We start from the raw sequence: 19,902 nt of genomic DNA on the forward strand, positions 1-19,902 counted from the left end.
AGCACTAAACCATAAGCTCGATTTATTTGTCAATGATGGTCAGCTCGTCCTTGTCCTCGTTGTATTCCGCATATGCGATCCTGGTCATATCCTGAAATCCTTGTTCACGTGCAAGCTTCCGGATCTTCTCCTCCGGCACGTACTTGCCTCTGAGTGCTTCCGTCTGGATGACTCCCTTTTCGATCACGGGTATGGATAGCGATGACGGCTCAGCGCGAAGATTCAAATCCTTGACGCGGACCTGATCGAACTCCGGTTTCTTGATCACACTGATCGTTCCATTCGTCTCGTACAGCAAATAATTCACTTCAACGAGATTGAAGATATCCTTCTCTCGAAGCATCGTCATCAGCTGATTGAAATCCAATTTACAGGAACGCATTAACTGCTGATTGATCTCTCCTCGTTCGACCAGCAATACGGTCCTGCCTTCCGTTAGCCGCTTAATCTTCACGAATCTCACCGTTAAGAATTCGATTAAATAAGCAAATAATGCCCAAAGCGCAAGCGCATAGATCAAATGAGCATACGTTACATTCTTATCGTAGAGTGTGTTGCCTACAATTTCACTGATCAGGATGGAGGTGAAAAAATCGAATGGCGTGATCTGCCCGATCTCCTTCCGCCCGATCACGAATGTAATGATCCAAAGACCAATGAAGCCGATCGCGAGTTTCACGAGAATGATCGTATACATTCAACCACCCTTTTCCTATTAGAGACTTATCTAAGATTATTAAGCTTTAATAAACTCCCTCTTGCGTATAAGAAACAGGTCAGTATCTATTAGAATAGTGGGTGAAATACAAAGGAGCAGGCGCCAAGGCACCTGCTCCTGCTTATAATCTTCACTGTCAAACCAAGCCATCAACAGAGAACCTCGACAGTAAATCCGCCAGGTGCTTCTACATAGAATGTCCAGCCATGCGCCCTCTGCGGTGCCTCCACATGAAACCCATCCTCCTTCAAGCGTTGATTGATCTCATTCACTCTCTCTTCACTCTCCTGAATGAATCCGATATGAAAAGTCTTGGGATAGCTGACCTGAGCGCCTCTCATCAAGGTGAGCACTAACCCGTCGTCGTCGAACAATGCTGCGAATGAATCCCCACGCATGTTCCCGGTCTTCAGCCCGAAATAGTTTTCTAAGAACTCTCGAGCCGCTTTAACATCGTTCACTGTGAGATTAAGATGATTTAGTTTCATGATTTCACTCCCTCATTTATGTTCTTTAAGGCATCCTACCTCTCCATACTATCAAATTCATGCAAGTGAGAATCTTTTGGGCTTACACTGGTTGATTATCATATATACAACCGTCACAGCACTTTAAGCTTGAATTCTAACCCACATTCTATCTATCTCGGACCTCGGGAAGATTAACAAAGCTACTGCTCCTTCCTTTGCTTGATCAGTTCAGAAGGAGCATGCCCTGCTATCTTCTTAAACATCCGGTTAAAGTAAGGGGGATCGCAATAACCGAGCGCATCCGATACTTCGGTAATGGTCATGTTCGTCTGAAGAAGTAGATGACGAGCAGTCGTGATCCGAATATGATGCATAAACTCAATCGGCGTTTGCCCCGAGGTTTCTTTGAATATGGTCGAGACATAGTTCGGGGTCCGTTCTACAAGCTGCGCAAGATCCTGCAATCGAATTTCTTCCTTAAAGTGGCGAACGATATAATGCTCGATCGTCTTAGACAGTGCCGCCTTGTGCGTAGGAATGTCATGCTGCTCCAACTCTTGCATTAACATGCCTACAATCTCCATGAGAATGCCAACGCTTGTCATATCGCGGAAGGCGGATTGACTCAGCCACATCCGGTATAAGGCTGAGAAACGCTGCCGCAAATACTCGAATCCTTTCGGACGGAATAACCGGTATCCCGCCCCTTTTGTGAAATGGAAGAAAGGGTGCTCAGGAGGAAGAATAAGATGAAATATAGCCGCGTACTTCTGATGCGGCGCAGATGATTCATGATAGCCGGTACGGACGGTACCCGGAAGAATGAGCAGGACATCCCCTTTCGTTAACGGAACGACTGTGGAATCAAGCTCATAGATTAAATTTCCGTTCGTGATTAACGCCAATATCGGCTTAGTGGTCATCAGACTGGAAATCTGCCAATGTTCAATACGATCATCGAAAAAGACGGCATCTATCTCTAACATTTCTGTTCTCCTCACCTACTTTTCCATCTATTCGGAAGAAAATATGATTGTAGAATTGTACAACTCATTGTTGTTTTATTTATGGTCGTTGTCAAGAAGAAGCCGTACGATAGAGGCATAGAGATGAGTTATCTGACCAGGAGGAATGCAGTAGTGAATGTTCAGTTCGTGGCTGCGGTGGAAGAAATTCCGGAAGGACAACGGAAAATCGTGCAAGTGGGTAAACGTTCAGTCGGAATCTTTAACATCCGGGGGAAATACTATGCACTGCTCAATTATTGTCCGCATTACGGTGCCGAGCTGTGCAAGGGACTTGTAAGCGGTACAACGATGGAATCGCATGTATATGAGTTTATTTACGGTAAAGATCAGGAAATCATTCGCTGCCCGTGGCATGGCTGGGAATTCGACATCAAGACAGGCTGCTCACTGTTTGATGAGCAGGTGAAGGCTAAGCGGTTCGAGGTCATTGTACAGGATGGACAAATCGGCCTCATCCTTGGAGCCCAATCAAAACGTGAATAAGGAGAAAATCACATGACCAAGCAACCGATCAATATCATAGATTGCGATGTGCATAACTCACTGCGAAGCCACATGGATTTGGTGCCCTATATGCCCGATGCGATGAAGAGAAGGCTTATTGAATCCGGAACCGGCGCACTCTATAGCGGGTATTATTCACCCGTTGGTGTTCCTCGCAAAGATGCCACGCCTCCCGGCGGCGGTCCTGCGGGGTCAGACCCGGGCTTTCTCGTCGAGCAGCTGATTGATCAACACCGAATCGACTACTGCCTTCTGACAGGCAGCATGTATGATGCCTCAAGCGGGCATGATGCCGATTACGCCGCCGCGATTATATCGGCTTACAATGATTTTATGCTCGACCACTGGATCGGCAAGCATCACTCTTTCAAGGGCACGATTGCCGTCTCGACACTTGATCCTCACTTAGCCGCTCGAGAGATCGACCGTATGGGACCGCATCCGGACATGGTGGCGGTCATCATGTCAAGCGCTGCCCGCATGCCCTACGGTCAAAGGTTCTACCATCCTATCTACGAAGCTGCGGAACGTCAAGGATTGCCAGTCATGATTCATCCCGGTACCGAAGGGGCTGGCAGTACGAACGGCCCTACTGCCGCGGGTTATCCGAGCTACTACCTGGAATGGCATACCTGCCTCTCACAAAATTTCATGGCCCATCTCGTCAGCCTTGTCTGTGAAGGCGTGTTCGAGAAGTACCCGAACTTGAAGTTCGTCCTTGTCGAAGGCGGTGTAGCATGGCTGCCCCATCTGATGTGGCGCTTAGACAAAAATTACAAAGCGCTGCGCGCACAGGTCCCATGGCTTAAGAAGCTGCCGAGCCAGTACATTCGTGAGCACTGCTACTTAACTACGCAGCCGATCGAAGAACCAGAACGCCCGGGTGATCTCATCACCCTGTTTAATATGATTGATGCCGAGAACATGCTGTTGTTCTCCTCGGATTATCCGCATTGGGATTTCGATGATCCGCATGCCATACTCAAAGCGATGCCGGCCGAGATGAAACGCAAAATATACTATGAGAATGCCAAGCAGTTATTCAAATTATAGCAATGTTAAGATTCTCTACCTGACTCATAGAACATGTCAGTCGTGGACTCTCCGCACCGCTCAGCTTCCAGTGAGCGGTGTTTCGCTGCATGATGGCGATCGGTCAACCACATGCTTCTTGTATTACTGCAATTCTTTCAGATGCACTTCAATTCCAAGTGCTAGATTGCTAAAATTTGGGCGGTCGACGTATAATGAATGAAAATAGCAGGTAGAGAAAGGAAGTTCAATCGCATGGAGCTGATACTTGTTAGACATGGTCAATCTGAGGGAAATATATCGACCGTTGACATGCCGGATCCGCCTTTGACAGCGCTTGGGAGGCAGCAGGCATTAAGCGTAAGCCGCGCGGTAGCTGCATTGCAACCTGATGTGCTGGCGGCTAGTCCACTCCATCGGGCCTTACAAACGGCAACGCCTACAGCCAGACAGTTAGGGCTTCCCATTGAAGTCTGGAAAAATGCCTGTGAGGTACGCACGGGACCGCATTATGTCGGACCTTCGATTGAAGCAATGTGTGTATCATTCCCGGAGGCGGTATTCGGTGAAGATATGGAAGCTGAAGGATGGCAGTATACGAGTGATCCAGATCTGTATGAGGCCAGGCGCAGAGCCGACCGCTTATTGCTTGCCTTACAAGAGCGTTATTCGGGGAAACGACTTGCGATCTTCCTCCACGGGACACTGAATCAGATGCTTCTGCAGTCCATTCTTGGTATGCCCACCTTTGAGAAAATACAGATTCATCAACCTAACGGCTGCATTCATCGTATCTTCTTTCGGGAAAATCAACTATTTGTTCATAGCATTGCGGATATCACCCACCTAATTCAGGATGGCATTACGTTGTCTTAAATAAGCAAAGAGCAGGCGCCGCGCGTCCTGCTCTTTGCTTTATTTGGTCTTCACCATTATTGATCTCATTTATTCGAACAGAATATGATGGCCTTGTTATACATCCATCATGTTCGTTCCTTTATCCCTTCAACAAGCTCGCAGGAAGCTTCACCGCATACAGTGTCCCGCCGGCGCGGACGTAAATCATATTGCCGGACTTCAGCGTGGATACGAAATTACGAGCACCCAGCTTCACGCTGAACACGGGTTTTGATGTCGTGAAATTATACGCTTCCAGCATACCATCGGCGCGGGCGATGAAGAGACCGTTGCCGTACAGATCCGTCTGCACCGGTCTTACCCCGCTTGGAAATTGGTACTTACCTCCGTTGGCCGTCTTCATCACACTGATAGAGTAATCAAGCCGATTCTGATAAAGCAGTCTCCCCTCATGGACGCGATAGAGCGGCCGATAGTCAAAGACGCGGCCTTCTTCAGCAAGCGCAGTTGTAACAGGAAAGGAATATCCGCCCTGATCGAATTTGGCAAGCGGCAAGCTCCAGGACGGCTTGATCACGGGGGAGGATTGTACATCATACGATGGAGTGGAACTCGTTATAATTGGCTTCTCGGCGTAACCAATCCCAGCTCCGGCTGTGCTGCTTGCCATAATAGCGGCTATCATGCCCAACGCGGCGAATACTTTCACAGGCTTTGCTTCTTTAATACGCATAGACACCATCCATTTCATGAACCTTTGGTTTCGTTCAACTAAACCGGTATTGCTTAATTAAACGCAAGTTATCTGTAAAATGTTTCCTGTATATGCAAAAATTCATTCTTTCAAAACCGCTTTCATATGAGCCAAGGAAACCTATTTTCCTTGCTATAAGGGGGACTCGTCCACACGAATGTTCTTAAAGTGGCATAACGTGATAGAGGAGAGGAGGGATATAGATGAAAGCAAAGATTTCGCAAACTTTCCCGCGGTTAACCGTTTATTCAGAAGAGAATTTCCTTGGCGCTAGAAGAATTTATCGCGGGAACCTCGGGATCCGAAATACGGATTCGATTCTGGATGGGATCGAAAGTCTTCGATTCTTCTCTACGAGCAGCAATGCCACGTTAATTGTATTTACCAGAATCGGCTTCAGGGGCAACTTCCGGGTATTTCGGGGGAACCGCAATATTGCAGATCTTGATGACTTCATTGCAGGCAACGACGTCGAATCCATTATCTCAACCAATGAGCGGCTGACATTGGCGCAAATTCGGAACATTCGGAACACCGGCACCCTGCCGGCCGGTTATCGCTTGATTTAATCAAGAAACAGACTTGCCCTCACCTTCTTTCCGATACCATTCGTGGATCAGAACGCTGGTGAGGGCCATTGTCGCTTCCTTATCTGGCCTTCAATTGAAGGCTTATGGTTCGATTGCCGTCACTACCGGACACCTTCTGGCTAACAACGTAACCTTCTCCAGTTGTGATCACTTTACACTTATACAAGGAGCTTAAGTTTATCGCATCTACCAGAGATAAGCCTGTCATATCCGGTAACGGGATGTTTTCTATTTTTTCGGTGATCAAATAGATTCCATTCCCCTCCGATGGTTTGAAATCCGTGGAAGGGAATACGTCCAGAACGGTCGAGCCTTTTCCTAATACCGTTATCGTTGAATCCTGGCCAATTCTTTTCTTGGCTTCTTCAATACGTTTCCCTTGTAACTCGGATACTTTAATCGTCCCTTTCATACTCGGGCTGGTTGTTGGCTGAGATGTCGGATGAACACCCATATAGGTTAAGGTTTGACTCACGATTTCCTTGAAGACAGGCGCTGCAACCGTTCCTCCTCCCAACTCATCCTTAGGTTCATCAACAATAACTAGAACAACGACCTTAGGGTTTTCCACCGGAGCATACCCAATAAACGAAACAACGTGCTTCCCTTTCGCATATGCCCCATTGATAACCTTATTGGCCGTACCTGTCTTACCTGCAACGCGTATGCCTTCAATAGCAGCATATTTCCCTGAACCCAGTTTGCGGTCCGATACGACTTGTTCGAGGTAATCTCCGGCAAGCTTAGCCGTGTCCGATGAGATGACTTGACGGATGAATTTAGGTTTCGTCGCAATCGTCATATTATCCGATGATCGTACGATTTGTTTGATGATATGCGGCTCCATAAGCTTGCCGCCATTAGCAACAGCTGCTACTGCAGCTACTTGCTGCATAGGAGTCACTTGAATTCTGCCCTGCCCATAGGACGCCGCAGCATAATCGGCAGGATACTTCATTTTTAATACGCCCGAACCCTCGCCATTTAGTTCAATGTTCGTTTTTTCGCCAAATCCAAACTTTTTAATGTAATCGGTCAACCGATCCGCTCCTAGTTTTTTATACCCTAGATTGACGAAAGCCACATTACTCGATCGTTTTAAACCTTCTAAATACGAGATGCGCCCCCATCCTTCCCGTTTCACATCATGTATGATTTTTCCGGGAACAGAAATCGAGCCAGATTGATATTTATCATACGGATCAAACAAGCCTTCCTCAATGGCTGCCGCTAACGTGACAATCTTGAAGGTCGAGCCGGGTTCGTATTCGGACATAATAGCGTGATTATAAAAGGAGGCATAATCCGATACCTCCCAATACTGATTCGGGTTATAGGTCGGTCTATTCGCAAGGGCCAATATATCCATTGTGGACGGGTCCGCTACGATTACGGTCGCGCTTTTGGGTTCATACGTTTCAACGACTTTATTCAACGCCTGTTCCACAAAAAATTGAATGTTTGTATCAATGGTCAACATAATCTGGCTGCCATCTAATTCGGGCTTATAGAGCACCTCTCCCGCATCGATCCCTATGCCATTACCGTCTCTGTAGTACTTATAGATGCCTGCAGTACCCGATAGTTCTGTATCGAAGGCGGATTCGATGCCCCCGCTCGCTTTTTTATCAAGGTCCACAAACCCGATTAACTGTGCAGCAAGACTTTCGTTCGGATAGAACCGTTTGGCCGTAGGAAAGATATAAATGCCAACATCAACGTTCTTCACATTCTTTTTCTTGCTTAGCTTCTTTTGTAAGCTTTCTTTATACGCCAATACTAGCTCGGCCTTCTTCTTATCGATATGAACGCCTTCCGGCCGGATATCCCTGCTGATATAATACGATCCGTTCTCTCTCTTTTTATACAATCCCTCCAACAGCTCGGTCTTATCTTTGGATAAGATCGAAGACAGCTTCCCGGCTACTTCTTCTGCCATTCCGAGCTTGATCAGGATGTCCGGATTTAAGGTCACATTATATGCAGGAACGTCTCGTGACAATACAACTGAATTTCGATCGAGAATCTCCCCCCGCTGGGCAGGCAGGATCTCTGACTTCAACCAGTATTTCTGAGCCGCCGCTACATATTTATCCGCATCCACCACCTGGACCCAGAATACCTTCGCAATTAGAACGACGAATATTAGTGAAAGAAACAACCCTAAGACTAAGGAGCGCCTCTTGATCAATTTCCCCATCGGGGTTCATTCCTCCAATCATGACAACATACTGAATTACTTGTATCTAGTATATTAGCATAATTTTGGGATTGATAGAATCGGCATTCACGCGATTCCCATAACAAAAAGCCACGCATATACGTGGCCCTTTACACTCAATGATCATTGTTCAATCCGGATTGAGCTGCTCTCCATTCGTCCCACTTTAGCGTGACATAGCTTTGTATTTGCTCTGCTACCGCTGCGGGCGGTGTGGAAGTCGTCTCGATAATGGGCATGGGCGGATTATAGGCAGTCTCCGCATTATCTAGAAGCCACTGGGCAAATTGTTCATGCTGCTGGAGCATGTCATCGGTCCACATCGCTTTATCTTCCCGATTGCGAAGTCTCGTATTGCGCGTTGCGTCATCACAGTGAAGATTAATGAAGCAGACATCGCTAAATTGATCATAATGATCACATTTCTGTGCATCCCAAGGCATAAACGTGCCGCATATAACCGTACCTCTACCAGATCGAGCGACGAAATAAGCGATTCGCAGGAGCAGGTTAAATCTACCTTGATAGTCTAACGGCGTCTCGCCAAACAGATCATTATCTGTGCTGAGGATCACAAAATCTGGCAATTGAATGCGGAGTTCTTCCATAACCGTTGTTTTCCCTACACCACTTGCACCAGTTACAATAAATAAAGGCAATTTTTGCTGCATAAATGAATTCCTCCTGCTTCAGTTCTTAAAGCTATACATTGAATTCTGGCACCTCACATCACTTGGATTAGACACCTGAGGTTCAAATGGCCACATTCAACTTCAAGGATACGTAGTATTAAACGCTTCCTATAGTCTTCTTCTAAATTTATTGTAACCTAATCGTTATTCGTTGAAAGGTAGAATATGGTTATAATAATTGCAGAAATGAAAAAGGACCCGCTTCGGCGGATCCTTTTGTACATTCATACCTTCGGGCAATCAGAAGTCCTTCACCTTTTATTCCAGGTGTCTTTCAACGGTACAATACGATTAAACACAAGCCGGTCTCCGGTAGTGAATTTCTTGTCTACGCAAAAATAGCCATGGCGGAAAAATTGAAACTTGTGCTCAGGCCGGGCATGATCAACATAAGGCTCCAACAATACATCCTCTAAGACTACAAGAGACTCCGGATTGATTACATCCGTCCAAGCGCCGATATCGTCCTTCGGAATATCATCATCCAGAAGCAGCTTCTCATATAGATGTACGTCAGCCTTGACCGCGTGCTCGGCTGAGACCCAATGAATCGTCCCTTTCACCTTCCGCCCCGTAAATCCGGTACCGCTCTTCGTGAGGGGGTCATAGGTGCAGCGGAGCTCTGTATTTTCACCAGTTTCCGGGTCCTTGACGACTTCCTCACACTTGATGAAATACGCTCCCTTCAACCTGACCTCAGTATTGGGACTCAGCCGGTGGAAGCCCTTCGGCGGCTGCTCCATAAAGTCCTCCCGCTCGATATAGATGGTTCTGCTAAAAGGAACCTCTCTACTCCCTAACGCCTCGTTCTCGCTGTTGTTCTCAATCTTCAGCAGCTCCATGTCATCCTCTGGGTAGTTAGTAATAACGACCTTGAGCGGCTGTAACACAGCCATGACGCTAACGGTTTTGGCTTTCAAATCCTGCCTGAGGCAATGATCCAGCAGTGAGATGTCTACCGTACTTTGGGTTCGGATGCTGCCGATCTCCTCAATAAAGCTGTGTATGCTCTCTGGCGTGAATCCCCTCCTTCTAAAGCCGCGGAGCGTCGGAAGTCTGGGATCGTCCCAACCATCTACGTAACCCCCTTCTACAAGCTGCCTCAGAAACCGTTTGCTCGTTACGACACCCGTCAAGCTCAATCGGCCGAACTCCCTTTGCCGCGGAGGCTCAGGGATTTCCAGCTCTTGCAGGACCCATTCATACAATGGCCTGTGATCCTTAAATTCGATGGAGCATAAGGAATAGGTGATGCCTTCTATCGCATCTTGAATGGGATGGGCAAAATCATACATCGGATAGATGCACCAATTATTCCCTGTGCGGTAATGAGCCGCATGGATAATTCGATAAATAACGGGGTCACGCAGATTTATATTCGGCGAGCTCATATCGATTTTGGCACGAACCACCTTGGAGGAGGCTGGATAGTTACCATTCTTCATGGACTCAAAAAGAGCCAGATTCTCCTCGATTGACCGGTCACGATACGGGCTATTAGTACCCGTCTCCGTCAATGTCCCCCGATACTCCGTTACTTCCTCCGGCGTCAAATCACAGACGTACGCCTTCCCGCGCTTGATCAATGTGACGGCCGCGTTATAGATTTCATTCGAGTAGTCTGAACCGTAATAAATATGATTTTCCGGGTCAAAGCCCAGCCACTTGATATCCTCGATGATCGCGTTCACATACTCGATATCCTCCTTAAGAGGATTCGTATCGTCAAACCGTAAGTGAAATGTTCCATTAAACCTCTGGGCGATTGTATAATTCGTGTGAATGGCATAAGCGCTTCCGATATGAAGATAACCATTCGGCTCGGGGGGAAATCGCGTACACATGTCCCTGCCGAACCCGCCAGCTTCAAGCTCCTCACTTATCAGTCTCAACAAAAAGTTATCGTTATGGTGCACCTTCTCATGATCCATTGCCGGCTCCTCCTAATGAACGTGATATGGGGTAAATCAGCACAAAAAAAACTTCACCTCCAAGACCTCATGTCTTGGGGACGAAATTTTCGCGGTACCACCCCAGGTTCATTAATATGTCGCCATATTAACCTCTTCAAGTACGGCATTGCAGGGAATGCTTATACTCTAGCTCTATAACGGGAGCTCCCGTCATGGCATCCCCAGTGAAGGTTCCGACATGCTGCTCAGAGACTTGGTTCGGGAAGAAGTTCTTTGCTCCTTTTCAGCTGCCGGAGCTCTCTGTACAAGAACGTTCTTCCCTACTCTTCTCATCATCGCGTTTGATTATTGCTTATATGATAACAAATCATTCCCTTTTAAGTAAACCGTTATTCTCGGGGTGGTTATAAAAATAGACTTGCCCCGCGGTCTGCGCTAAGATTTCGTCCTTAAAGTACACACCTGAATCATCGTCGATTCCATACCCCAGCAATAGATTGGTCTTAGTAAGAGCTGCTCGTAAGTTCTTATCTTCGTTCCACTTCGAGAAGTGAACACTTATCACACAATGACTTATCAAGCCTAACCCTTGTAAGAAGAGATGTTCATTCTTTCTATTGTCGATTGGCGGGATCACGCACACTTCTGGACTTATTAACTTGAGTGTTGTGAAAATATTGTTGTCGATAAAGTCCGGTTAAAGCCAGGATATTAGAAGCTTCGTCGAATGATTAAACAGAAAAAGGACATCGCCCTTGGATAGAGAAATTGTTGTTCACCACAAACACAATTTCCAAGAAAAGGAGATGTCCCAATCTCATGGTATCCCTCTACTTGCCTATCGTCAAGTTCATTTTAGCCTTGAAGCTGGAATTATCTAAACCGCAGCTTGGTCATTTGTTTACCCTCGTTCACGGCATCATTCTTTGTGCCGGACGTAAAAATATTACGCAAATTCAGCAAACTGCTAGAGGAGATCGCCACCTCAGTAATGTCACGAATTTTTTGAACCATTCGCCATGGTGCGTCAATCGCATGCAGCGCCGACGCATGCAGTTCGTAATGGATAAGATTCGCGCGAAACATGCAAAAAGTGGTGACTCTCGGCAACTCGTATTCTTCATCGTGGATGACACGTGTTGTAAGAAGGAGACTTCAACGAAGAAGATGGAAGCCCTCAGTTTTCAATATTCACACGAAGCTGGAAAATCCGTCTGGTGCCACTGCGTTGTCACTGCTCACGTTGTAAGCGAAGGAAGTTCTTATGCATGGGATTTCCGTCCTTATTACCGTGAAGAATATTGCGATGAACACCGTTTGGCATTTAAGAGTAAGAACGATCTTGCTCTTGAAATGATCGAGGCCTTCCCAACTACGCCAGACGATCAGGTCTACGTCCTCATGGATTGCTGGTACACCAGTGAAAAGGTCATCAATGCTTGTAATCGCAAGGGATTTAATGTGATCGCTGCTGTAAAGGCAAACCGGCTGATCTGCATAAGCGGTGTAACGATTTCTATGGCTGATTTCACTGTCCAGTATCTCCGCAAGTCTGACCTACGCTCCGTTACGGTGGAAAGTCAGGGAACGTACTGGATTTATGAATATGAAGGACCATTAAGCGAAATGGAAAACGTCAAAGCTTTACTGTCTTGGAAAGAGGAGTACGCCGATTCGAGCAAACCTCAAGTTTGTCTCTTGTGTACGGATTTAAGCTTGGATCTCGTTACGATCCAACGTTATTATCATGTACGCTGGAACATCGAAACCGGCTATCGCTATTTCAAAAAACTGTTAGGTTTTGACCAATATCAGTTGCTCTCATTTGAAGGTATTCAGCGATTTTGGGCGATCCAGTATCTGACGCAGAACTTCTTGGAATCTCAGCGTCACCACTGGATGAAGGACAACAAGCACCTTACACTTGGAGATGTGGTGTACAGAATCCGGCAAGCGTATTTCGGGCAGATCATCGTTTACGTTTATCAGCAAGCCCTAGAGAAAAAGCCGCTATTCGACATCCTTAAGCATCTCAAGATACCTGCCTGAGCAACCGAGTTCCCCATCCTACTACAAGTCTGTCCTTTTTCGAAAGTCTCGTCGGAAATCGCAATACTCAAGTTATTAAATCCTTTTCAACCCACCAATGTAATTCAATTTCATTTTCATCCTTAATTTCATCCGGTACTCTAACAGTGTAAAATGGTAAATTGTTATATTTTGTTTTGAAATTAAAATGTAAATAAACTTTGCCGCTGTCCATATATTTCTTCTCACCAGCGAATCTTAACCAGTTTTCAAAATGATTGCTGACCAACAAGCTTATGATCTGATTTACTAACCACTTGGTAGCTACTGTGCTTTGATATCTTGTATCATTCTTTTTATCTTCTGTTTTTGTCCATTTTATCAATACATTATTGATCTCGTGAAAATCTATGACTGATACAGTATGTAAGCTTGAATAGTTATCTGTTGGATATCCCCTTTACCTTCTACGATCTACATCTGAATGTTTATTCAAACCTTCTACTGATTTTCTCCAGTGGTTATAAGTTATTGCGAAAGAACTGGATATTCGCGAACACACCGCGCGGTGCAACGGCAAGTGCGGTCATCTACAGCATCGTCGAAACGGCGAAGGAGAACAACTTAAATCCACTCAACTATTTGACCTATCTATTTGAGACGCTACCCCAATTGCCGGATTTCCGTGATGAGGAAGCGATTGACCGTTTGCTTCCATGGTCCCAAACGCTGCCGCTGATGTGTCGCGTATTCAAAAAATAGACTAATCTGGTCCTCATCTGATTTCTAGGTGGGGACTATTTTTCGCTTACATAATGCCTTTCTCGTTCTTTTCATCCAAGTTTAGGCACAATTCAACCGACTCGCTGCTTTAGATTCCATACATAGTCACCTGTAAGGTTGATGTGTTCCCATCCTAACGGAGAGAGAAGCTAAGCGGAACACATCTACTACAGCTTTTGGTGATAATCAAGAATTAGTTGAACTGGAAGTTGCTGCCGTATTATTCGCTCCCTTTAAGAATGTGTTCGCAGGAGGCGCCCGCCTTCCTTATATCTTCTACTGATGCGCTAAGCTTGGATATGCCTTCGAACGAAGTTCCCCCGTCGCTGAAATCTGGATCGGGAAAATCGGTTATGCCATAGTTGCGCATACATTTGGTATATGTAAATGCGGCTTCTTTCGTAATATTAGGCGGCTTTTGCATGGGCTCGCTACTCCCGAAAAGCTTGTCTCGCACATCCTGAGCGATAGAGGAAATTTGATCGATAAAAACATATCCGGACGTTTCGTCCTTAAGCGGGATGTCAGTGCTAGATACACTTAGAATCGCAAGCATAAAAAGAACTGCTACCACGACGATGCGCGCCCATCGTAAAATTCGGGCATTTTTTATGAGCCGGCCCAACGGCAGTATGATGATTGCAGCCGCACATATAAGCATGGCTCCGGCGCCAATCTTTCCCGCTATGAGCAATGCGACGCCAAGGATACTTAAGATCAGTACAAACGCCCACTTTATAAATACCAGTACGGTATGTTTCATATTTGAAGGCCCTCCTTATAAGCTGCTTCTATTTTTCTTAAATGAATTTGAATTCAAGTTAATTGTATCTATTAATGGACTCATCTTCAATTTGTAAGCAACCGCCCCTCTGCAATAACAACTATCTTCGACTCAAGCTGCCATTTCTAATTTCCATAACAACATCCGCATATTCCGTAACGGAAGCCGAGTGGGTAACAAGGATGACGCATTTGCCTTCAATGTGAGCTAAATTCCGCACTATGTCCATAATGCCTTTCTCGTTCTTTTCATCCAATTTGCCTGTGGGTTCGTCTGCAATGATAAGGATCGGGTTGTAGGACAAGCTGCGTGCTATGGCAACCCTTTGTTGCTCTCCGCCAGATAGTTTTAAGACTTTGCGATCCGCTTTTTCTTTGTCGATCCCAACCTTCGCCAATAGCACGTAAGCGAGCTGGCTTTTACCTTTTACCTTGTTCCCGCCAAGTTGGATGGACAGCATTACGTTTTCCGCCGCCGTATCTGCTAGCAATAAGTTGTAGCTTTGGAAGATGACGCCGATTTTATTGGAACGATAGCGGTCCTTGTTCATGTGCTTAATATCTTTGCCTTGATAGGCAATAACACCGGATGAGCTGCTTGTAAGACCTGCAATAAGAGAGAGCAGAGTCGTCTTGCCCGACCCCGATTCCCCAACGATTGCACACACTTTTCCATCTTCGAAATCGGCGGATATGTGGTTTAACACCTTTTTTTCATTGCCTCTATAGGTAAACGAAACCTCTTTCATGGATAGTACCGTCATCTTGTTCTCCCCCTAATTTCTTTCAGATAGAATCTTCACGGGATCATAACGCGTAATGCTCGCGATTGTCATAGTGCCGGCAATGAACACAAGCAATATCGAAAGTACAATCACTTCCAGAATTACGAGTCCAGAGAGCGAGGCATCGATCCCGATAATGTCAGACATCAGGGCTGATGGAAGATGTCCCCCCAATATGACTTCTTTCATTTCATCGACCACCGATGGATTGACGAATATCCCCGTTAGGAGCGCAAGAACGGAGCCTATGAGCGCTAGGATCAACATTTCGCAGAGGAGTAAGGTCAAGACATTAATTTTCGACATTCCGATAGCTCGCAGTACGCCGATTTCATATTTTCTTTCCCTTAACGCCAGCACATTGATCAGGAACACGACGCCGATTCCGATAATCGCAATTAGTTCGAAGAATTGCTTAACGATCGTCAGCATCTCATTTATGCCTTCAACGGCTTCGTCGTTTCTGTCCGTATCCTTCTTTAGATATAGGCTAATGGAAAGACCTTTCTCATACAATTCATTCTGAAAAGCATGGAGGTCGGCCGAATCCTTCAACAAGAAGGCTTTGTAGTCTCGTACTGCTTCATTGGGAATCTGGCTGAAAAAGTCATAACTCGTAATAACGTCGTTCCTCCTATTAAACTGCGGTGCATGGAAATTATTATTACTTCTAGCAACGATGGCGTCCGAGAATATCCCTGAAATTTTCAATTGTTGCTTTATTCCGCTAATCGCAACGGTTACATGCAGCATGTCTCCGATATGCAGGTTATTGAGTTCAGCCAGCTCGCTGGAAATCATTCCTTCGTTCAGGGAAAGCACCTTCAATCACTTTCCTATCGCCGTAAGTAAAATCATCCGTAGCTCGTTCGTCGAGCATGCCATAAACATGGGAATTAGCCTGTATCAACCTGCGAACGCCGTTGTTCTCGTTCTCCCCTTCCTCGTAATCGCCATCCAGCACCTTCAACCCTTCTATTGTCGCGGGTATGCTTTTGTAGAATACATAGCTTTGCAAGTAATCGCTGCGTATGTACGCTTCGTACTCTGCGGTCGTTGGAAATACGGCAAGTTCTTTCCCCTTGACCTGCGTAATCGACACTTCACCTGCATAGTAATTTTCCGTTTCTTCCTTCACCTCCATAGTCGTATTGTAAATCGTCAGGCTTGCAACGGCAGCCAAAGTCACCATGAATAGCATCAGGAATAGGATGCTGTTGCGTCCCTTGTTGCGTAGTAAATTTTTCATGGCTTTGTTGATTAAGTACATTTCCTCACTCCTTGACTTCTTTAATGAGTCAAGCATAAGGCATGCAAAGTTAAATAACGGTTAAGAAAACGGCCCGCCGAAGTTGCCGGCAGGCCGTTCATCTATGGTTTGGGCAGGAAAATGACAAATGTGGTAGATATGTCCTCGATGCTTTGAACTTTGATTTCGCCGCCGTGCTTATCGATGACTGACTTCACGATCGATAGTCCCAGCCCGCTCCCTCCGAGTTCTCTTGATCGGGAAGGGTCTACGCAATAGAAAGGGTCGAAGATCTTCTCGATTTGATCGTCCGGTATGCCGATTCCTGTATCGAATATAGCAATACGGGTTTTGTCGTCGGTCTCTGTCGCAACGATTTTGATAAGTCCACCTGGCTTGTTGTATTTGACGGCATTATGGATCAAGTTGTTAAAGGCTCTATGCAGAAGCAGCTTGTCTCCATAAAGCTGCGCTCCGCCAGTCAAATTCTCGATTTGGATGCTCTTGTTTTGAAGTTCAGGACGAAGATCGTCGATGATAGACTCGAATATGGCGTTGGCATCGATTTTCTCGCAAGTCGTAATATGGAGCTCGGCGTTCACCTTGAGCAGGTCATTCACCAAACTGCTTAGACGCTGTGCATTGTATAATGCATCATCCAAGGTTTCTTTATATTCGTCAAGCGTAGGATTAGCGTCTAGTTGCAGCACCTCGATATTGGCAATCATCGCAGCGAGCGGGGTTTTCAGTTCATGCGCCGCATTGGCCGAGAAATTTTTTTGCGAGTTAAACGCTTTTTCCAATTTGGCGATCATATGATTGAAAGAAACGGACAATTTAGAAACCTCATCGTTAGAAGGCGTTACATTGACCGGTCTGAATAAGTTATTCTCGTCGATCTCCTCGATTTTCCGTGCTAGATTCGTAACAGGTTTCAACGCTCTTCCCACAATCAGGTAAGTAATGCCGGTTCCGATAACGACGACCAGAACAACGCTTAATAGACTAATGGATGCAAACTCATTATCTTGTTCGACCCGGAGGACTGCCAGTCCCGGCTGGTCTCGAAGAAGCGGTCGCTTCGCACTGATCTCACCATTGGCAACCATTTCAATCAAAGGTACCTTCGAATAAATATTACGCGCGGAGTAGATCGAGACGGCCATTAACACCGTACTGGCTAAGATTAAGATCAGCGCGATAACAATGGTAAGCCGCAGCCGCAGAGATATTCGATTAAACCGTTTCATTATTTGCCTCCTCTGCAATGAAATAGCCGATTCCTCTCGTATTTCGAATGATTTCTTTGTCGCCAAGGTGAACGGCAAGCTTCTTTTTCAGCGAATTGATATGGACCTTGAAGGAGTTGGAGAATAAATCGGAGTCGCTATCCCACACATGTTCGATGATTTCACCAGCGCTTAAGACCTTATCTTTGTTTGACAAGAGATACTCCAGAATGCCATATTCCTTCTTCGTTAATTCGAGCCTGCACAGGTTGACATAAACTTGCTTCAATGCGGTATCGAGTCGAAGCTCTCAATGGGCGATGAGCGTTTCCGTCAAAATGAATTTGCGGCGAAGCAAAGCCCGAAGCCTCGCTTCAAGTTCCTTGAAATGAAAAGGCTTCGCCATATAGTCGTTCGCGCCGGTGTCGAGCCCGGAGATTTTGTCCTCTACCTCGGAACGTGCAGATAGAATCAGCACCTTGATGTCCTGATTGTTCTTTCGGATTTCTTGCAGCACGTCAAGGCCATCTATTCTAGGCAGATTCATATCAAGAATGATCGCATCGTATTCATTGACCTCGACGATCCGCAGAGCTTCTTCTCCGTCCGATGCAACATCGACCGCGTATCCGAATTTTCTCAGCCCGGCTCGAATTGCTTTTTGCAACGACAAATCATCTTCGACAACCAATACTTTCAACACCATCACCGCCGCCGTCTCAATTCCTTATATTATAACGCAGGTTAGGTTAAATTTTGGTTAAGTTCTCTGGAACAGACAAGAAAGAACCGATACACGAATTATCGGTTCTGTATAATGTCTATGCAGCTAATTGACGACTTAAACAGGCTGTTGCTAGTTGAAAGAAGCGTTATGAAATCCTTACTGTTCCTTCGCAGTCAAATAATGATACAAGCTATGCTCCACAGGATGAGCCAAGTGGAGGTTCATATGCACCACCGGTAACTCGAGCCCTTCGTTCCCGCTCATGCGGGTTTCCACAGCAGACGCCGGATCCGACTTCGCTTCACCCACGTAGTAAAAGTCGCTGCTCTCATCGTCGTCCTTCTTCATGTAGATATACAACGTTATGCCCAGACGCTCGGAATCCAGAATTGTTCGCACTTCCTCCGACTGAAGTGTTCTGTTACTTCTCGTATACCAGCGTACGGCGATAGAAATTCGTCTCCATAGTTAATGCTTGCTTCGACATCATCCTGCTTGTGATACGTCACATAGATTGGACATGTCCCATGTTTAGTCTTGTACCCATACACGGTCGAGCTCTCGTCTTTTTCCCACAGCAGTAGTTTACACACATCTTTGCGAGTATACTTTTGATAACGTTTCAGTGGGTACTGTCGTAAGCGTCAAACTCTCCCCACCTTCGCCCCTTGCTCCAACCATGAGATAATCCTCTTCAGAAGCTACCCTTGAGGAGGATTTTTCAATGGCAGAGAGAATGTACGCAAGAAATGGGAAGCGCGCATTGCCGCATTTCGTGCCAGCGGAGCCCTGGCGACGTAAGCGTCAAATAACCCCCACCTTGTCGAAGGATGGGAGGTTGAACAAGGCTGGTATTAAGATTTAAACACTCGGCAGGTTAGCGGTAACGATACCGACCACGGAAGCAGACGATCTAAGGCTTCTGTATTTTTCGGATCATCGAGCTGCGGCAGTTGCTCAAACAAATAGTTTAGATATTTGTTCGGATTTAGACCGTTTTCTTTTGCCGTCTCAATCACACTATAGATGATGCTACTGGCCTTCGCGCCGCGAGGTGTATTCGCGAACAGCCAGTTCTTTCTCCCGATCACAAACGGCTTATATGTATGTTTGTGTCACAAACAAATGACAGAAACCTGCATACAAAAATAAAATAACCCCTTGATATTAAGGGGTTGTGAATGTCACATGTTTGTGTCATTAGACACAAATCCACCCCAATGCTGACACAATAACCACCCCATTGCATTTTTTATTTAACTTTTGACACAAAACCACCCTCAATTAAATTATTGATTGAGGGTGGTTTTGTGTCAAATTAATACTATCAACTTGAGTATTACGAAAATATTGCCGTCGACAAAAGCAGTATAAGGCCAGTAATTTAGAAGCTTCGTCGAAACGATAACTAGTAGAAGGACATCGCCCTTGGATGGAGAAATTGTTGTTCACCACAAACCACAATTTCCAAGAAAAGGAGATGTCCCAATCTCATGGTATCCCTCTACCTGCCAATCGTCAAGTTCATTTTAGCCTTG

The 19,902-nt window shown here is 45.8% G+C and carries 20 protein-coding genes, 3 pseudogenes and 1 other annotated feature; of the genes and pseudogenes, 6 read left to right on the top strand and 17 right to left on the bottom strand.

All coding sequences use genetic code 11. The features are described 5' to 3' along the window. Nucleotides 1-22: 22 nt before the first annotated feature. The 3 genes from NNL21_RS00205 to NNL21_RS00215 form a co-directional block, all read right to left on the bottom strand. A complete protein-coding gene (locus tag NNL21_RS00205; RefSeq protein WP_204815404.1) occupies nucleotides 23-697 on the bottom strand; it encodes a DUF421 domain-containing protein in 675 nt (224 codons plus the stop codon). 170 nt (nucleotides 698-867) lie between these two features. Further along, on the bottom strand, nucleotides 868-1,206 hold the full coding sequence (locus NNL21_RS00210; protein ID WP_204815405.1) for a VOC family protein: 339 nt from the start codon (nucleotides 1,204-1,206) through the stop codon (nucleotides 868-870). 182 nt (nucleotides 1,207-1,388) lie between these two features. Next, the gene (locus tag NNL21_RS00215; protein ID WP_204815406.1) at nucleotides 1,389-2,174 is read right to left on the bottom strand and encodes a helix-turn-helix domain-containing protein; all 786 of its coding nucleotides are present in this window, start codon (nucleotides 2,172-2,174) and stop codon (nucleotides 1,389-1,391) included. 153 nt (nucleotides 2,175-2,327) lie between these two features. Between NNL21_RS00215 and NNL21_RS00220 the strand changes: the two genes are divergently transcribed. From NNL21_RS00220 to NNL21_RS00230, 3 genes are all read left to right on the top strand, one after another. Beyond that, a complete protein-coding gene (locus NNL21_RS00220) occupies nucleotides 2,328-2,699 on the top strand; it encodes a Rieske (2Fe-2S) protein (RefSeq protein WP_256554980.1) in 372 nt (123 codons plus the stop codon). Between the two features lie 12 nt (nucleotides 2,700-2,711). After that, nucleotides 2,712-3,773, top strand: coding sequence for an amidohydrolase family protein (locus NNL21_RS00225; RefSeq protein ID WP_204815408.1), 1,062 nt, complete (start codon nucleotides 2,712-2,714; stop codon nucleotides 3,771-3,773). A gap of 234 nt (nucleotides 3,774-4,007) precedes the next feature. After that, the gene (locus tag NNL21_RS00230) at nucleotides 4,008-4,628 is read left to right on the top strand and encodes a histidine phosphatase family protein (protein ID WP_204815409.1); all 621 of its coding nucleotides are present in this window, start codon (nucleotides 4,008-4,010) and stop codon (nucleotides 4,626-4,628) included. 121 nt (nucleotides 4,629-4,749) lie between these two features. Here the strand turns inward: NNL21_RS00230 and NNL21_RS00235 are convergent, their stop codons facing one another. Next, on the bottom strand, nucleotides 4,750-5,343 hold the full coding sequence (locus NNL21_RS00235; protein ID WP_204815410.1) for a hypothetical protein: 594 nt from the start codon (nucleotides 5,341-5,343) through the stop codon (nucleotides 4,750-4,752). Nucleotides 5,344-5,567: 224 nt separating this feature from the next. On the opposite strand from NNL21_RS00235, the gene NNL21_RS00240 reads away from it, so the two are divergent. Next, entirely contained in the window at nucleotides 5,568-5,933 is a 366-nt protein-coding gene (locus NNL21_RS00240) for a hypothetical protein (protein WP_204815411.1), read from the top strand. Between the two features lie 79 nt (nucleotides 5,934-6,012). On the opposite strand, the gene NNL21_RS00245 is transcribed toward NNL21_RS00240, so the two are convergent. From NNL21_RS00245 to NNL21_RS00255, 3 genes are all read right to left on the bottom strand, one after another. Continuing rightward, the gene (locus tag NNL21_RS00245) at nucleotides 6,013-8,154 is read right to left on the bottom strand and encodes a penicillin-binding transpeptidase domain-containing protein (RefSeq protein WP_204815412.1); all 2,142 of its coding nucleotides are present in this window, start codon (nucleotides 8,152-8,154) and stop codon (nucleotides 6,013-6,015) included. Nucleotides 8,155-8,291: 137 nt separating this feature from the next. Further along, complete coding sequence (locus tag NNL21_RS00250; RefSeq protein ID WP_204815413.1) at nucleotides 8,292-8,846, bottom strand: P-loop nucleotide/nucleoside kinase family protein; 555 nt, start codon at nucleotides 8,844-8,846, stop codon at nucleotides 8,292-8,294. A 272-nt stretch (nucleotides 8,847-9,118) separates the two neighbouring features. Next, nucleotides 9,119-10,798, bottom strand: coding sequence for a glutamine--tRNA ligase/YqeY domain fusion protein (locus tag NNL21_RS00255; protein ID WP_204815414.1), 1,680 nt, complete (start codon nucleotides 10,796-10,798; stop codon nucleotides 9,119-9,121). A 73-nt stretch (nucleotides 10,799-10,871) separates the two neighbouring features. Continuing rightward, nucleotides 10,872-11,125, bottom strand: a binding site (T-box leader). A 474-nt stretch (nucleotides 11,126-11,599) separates the two neighbouring features. Here NNL21_RS00255 and NNL21_RS00260 point away from each other — a divergent pair. Continuing rightward, nucleotides 11,600-12,829, top strand: coding sequence for an IS701 family transposase (locus tag NNL21_RS00260; RefSeq protein WP_204815415.1), 1,230 nt, complete (start codon nucleotides 11,600-11,602; stop codon nucleotides 12,827-12,829). A 67-nt stretch (nucleotides 12,830-12,896) separates the two neighbouring features. On the opposite strand, the gene NNL21_RS00265 is transcribed toward NNL21_RS00260, so the two are convergent. After that, on the bottom strand, nucleotides 12,897-13,193 hold the full coding sequence (locus NNL21_RS00265; RefSeq protein ID WP_204815416.1) for a hypothetical protein: 297 nt from the start codon (nucleotides 13,191-13,193) through the stop codon (nucleotides 12,897-12,899). 149 nt (nucleotides 13,194-13,342) lie between these two features. On the opposite strand from NNL21_RS00265, the pseudogene NNL21_RS00270 reads away from it, so the two are divergent. Then, nucleotides 13,343-13,570: pseudogene (locus tag NNL21_RS00270) on the top strand (transposase domain-containing protein); the annotation flags it as partial. A gap of 241 nt (nucleotides 13,571-13,811) precedes the next feature. On the opposite strand, the gene NNL21_RS00275 reads toward NNL21_RS00270, so the two are convergent. The 9 genes and pseudogenes from NNL21_RS00275 to NNL21_RS00315 form a co-directional block, all read right to left on the bottom strand. After that, nucleotides 13,812-14,354, bottom strand: coding sequence for a hypothetical protein (locus NNL21_RS00275; RefSeq protein WP_204815417.1), 543 nt, complete (start codon nucleotides 14,352-14,354; stop codon nucleotides 13,812-13,814). Nucleotides 14,355-14,475: 121 nt separating this feature from the next. Further along, the gene (locus NNL21_RS00280; RefSeq protein ID WP_256554981.1) at nucleotides 14,476-15,123 is read right to left on the bottom strand and encodes an ABC transporter ATP-binding protein; all 648 of its coding nucleotides are present in this window, start codon (nucleotides 15,121-15,123) and stop codon (nucleotides 14,476-14,478) included. A gap of 27 nt (nucleotides 15,124-15,150) precedes the next feature. Further along, a complete protein-coding gene (locus NNL21_RS00285; protein ID WP_256555077.1) occupies nucleotides 15,151-15,981 on the bottom strand; it encodes an ABC transporter permease in 831 nt (276 codons plus the stop codon). Then, nucleotides 15,938-16,429 (bottom strand): hypothetical protein, encoded by a 492-nt coding sequence (locus NNL21_RS00290; RefSeq protein WP_204815420.1) that lies wholly within the window; start codon nucleotides 16,427-16,429, stop codon nucleotides 15,938-15,940. The genes NNL21_RS00285 and NNL21_RS00290 overlap by 44 nt, the downstream gene beginning before the upstream one ends. 101 nt (nucleotides 16,430-16,530) lie before the next feature. Next, entirely contained in the window at nucleotides 16,531-17,658 is a 1,128-nt protein-coding gene (locus tag NNL21_RS00295; RefSeq protein ID WP_204815421.1) for a sensor histidine kinase, read from the bottom strand. Further along, on the bottom strand, nucleotides 17,645-17,926 hold the full coding sequence (locus NNL21_RS00300; protein ID WP_256554982.1) for a winged helix-turn-helix domain-containing protein: 282 nt from the start codon (nucleotides 17,924-17,926) through the stop codon (nucleotides 17,645-17,647). Before NNL21_RS00300 ends, NNL21_RS00295 begins: the two co-directional genes overlap by 14 nt. Before the next feature lie 21 nt (nucleotides 17,927-17,947). Next, a complete protein-coding gene (locus NNL21_RS00305; protein WP_256555078.1) occupies nucleotides 17,948-18,343 on the bottom strand; it encodes a response regulator transcription factor in 396 nt (131 codons plus the stop codon). Nucleotides 18,344-18,520: 177 nt separating this feature from the next. Then, a pseudogene (locus NNL21_RS00310) lies at nucleotides 18,521-18,957 on the bottom strand (DUF3427 domain-containing protein). A gap of 261 nt (nucleotides 18,958-19,218) precedes the next feature. Then, nucleotides 19,219-19,476: pseudogene (locus tag NNL21_RS00315) on the bottom strand (transposase domain-containing protein); the annotation flags it as partial. Between the last annotated feature and the right edge of the window lie 426 nt (nucleotides 19,477-19,902).

Origin of the sequence: Paenibacillus mendelii (genome assembly GCF_024498075.1) — a bacterium.
Taxonomy (GTDB): domain Bacteria; phylum Bacillota; class Bacilli; order Paenibacillales; family Paenibacillaceae; genus Paenibacillus_Z; species Paenibacillus_Z mendelii.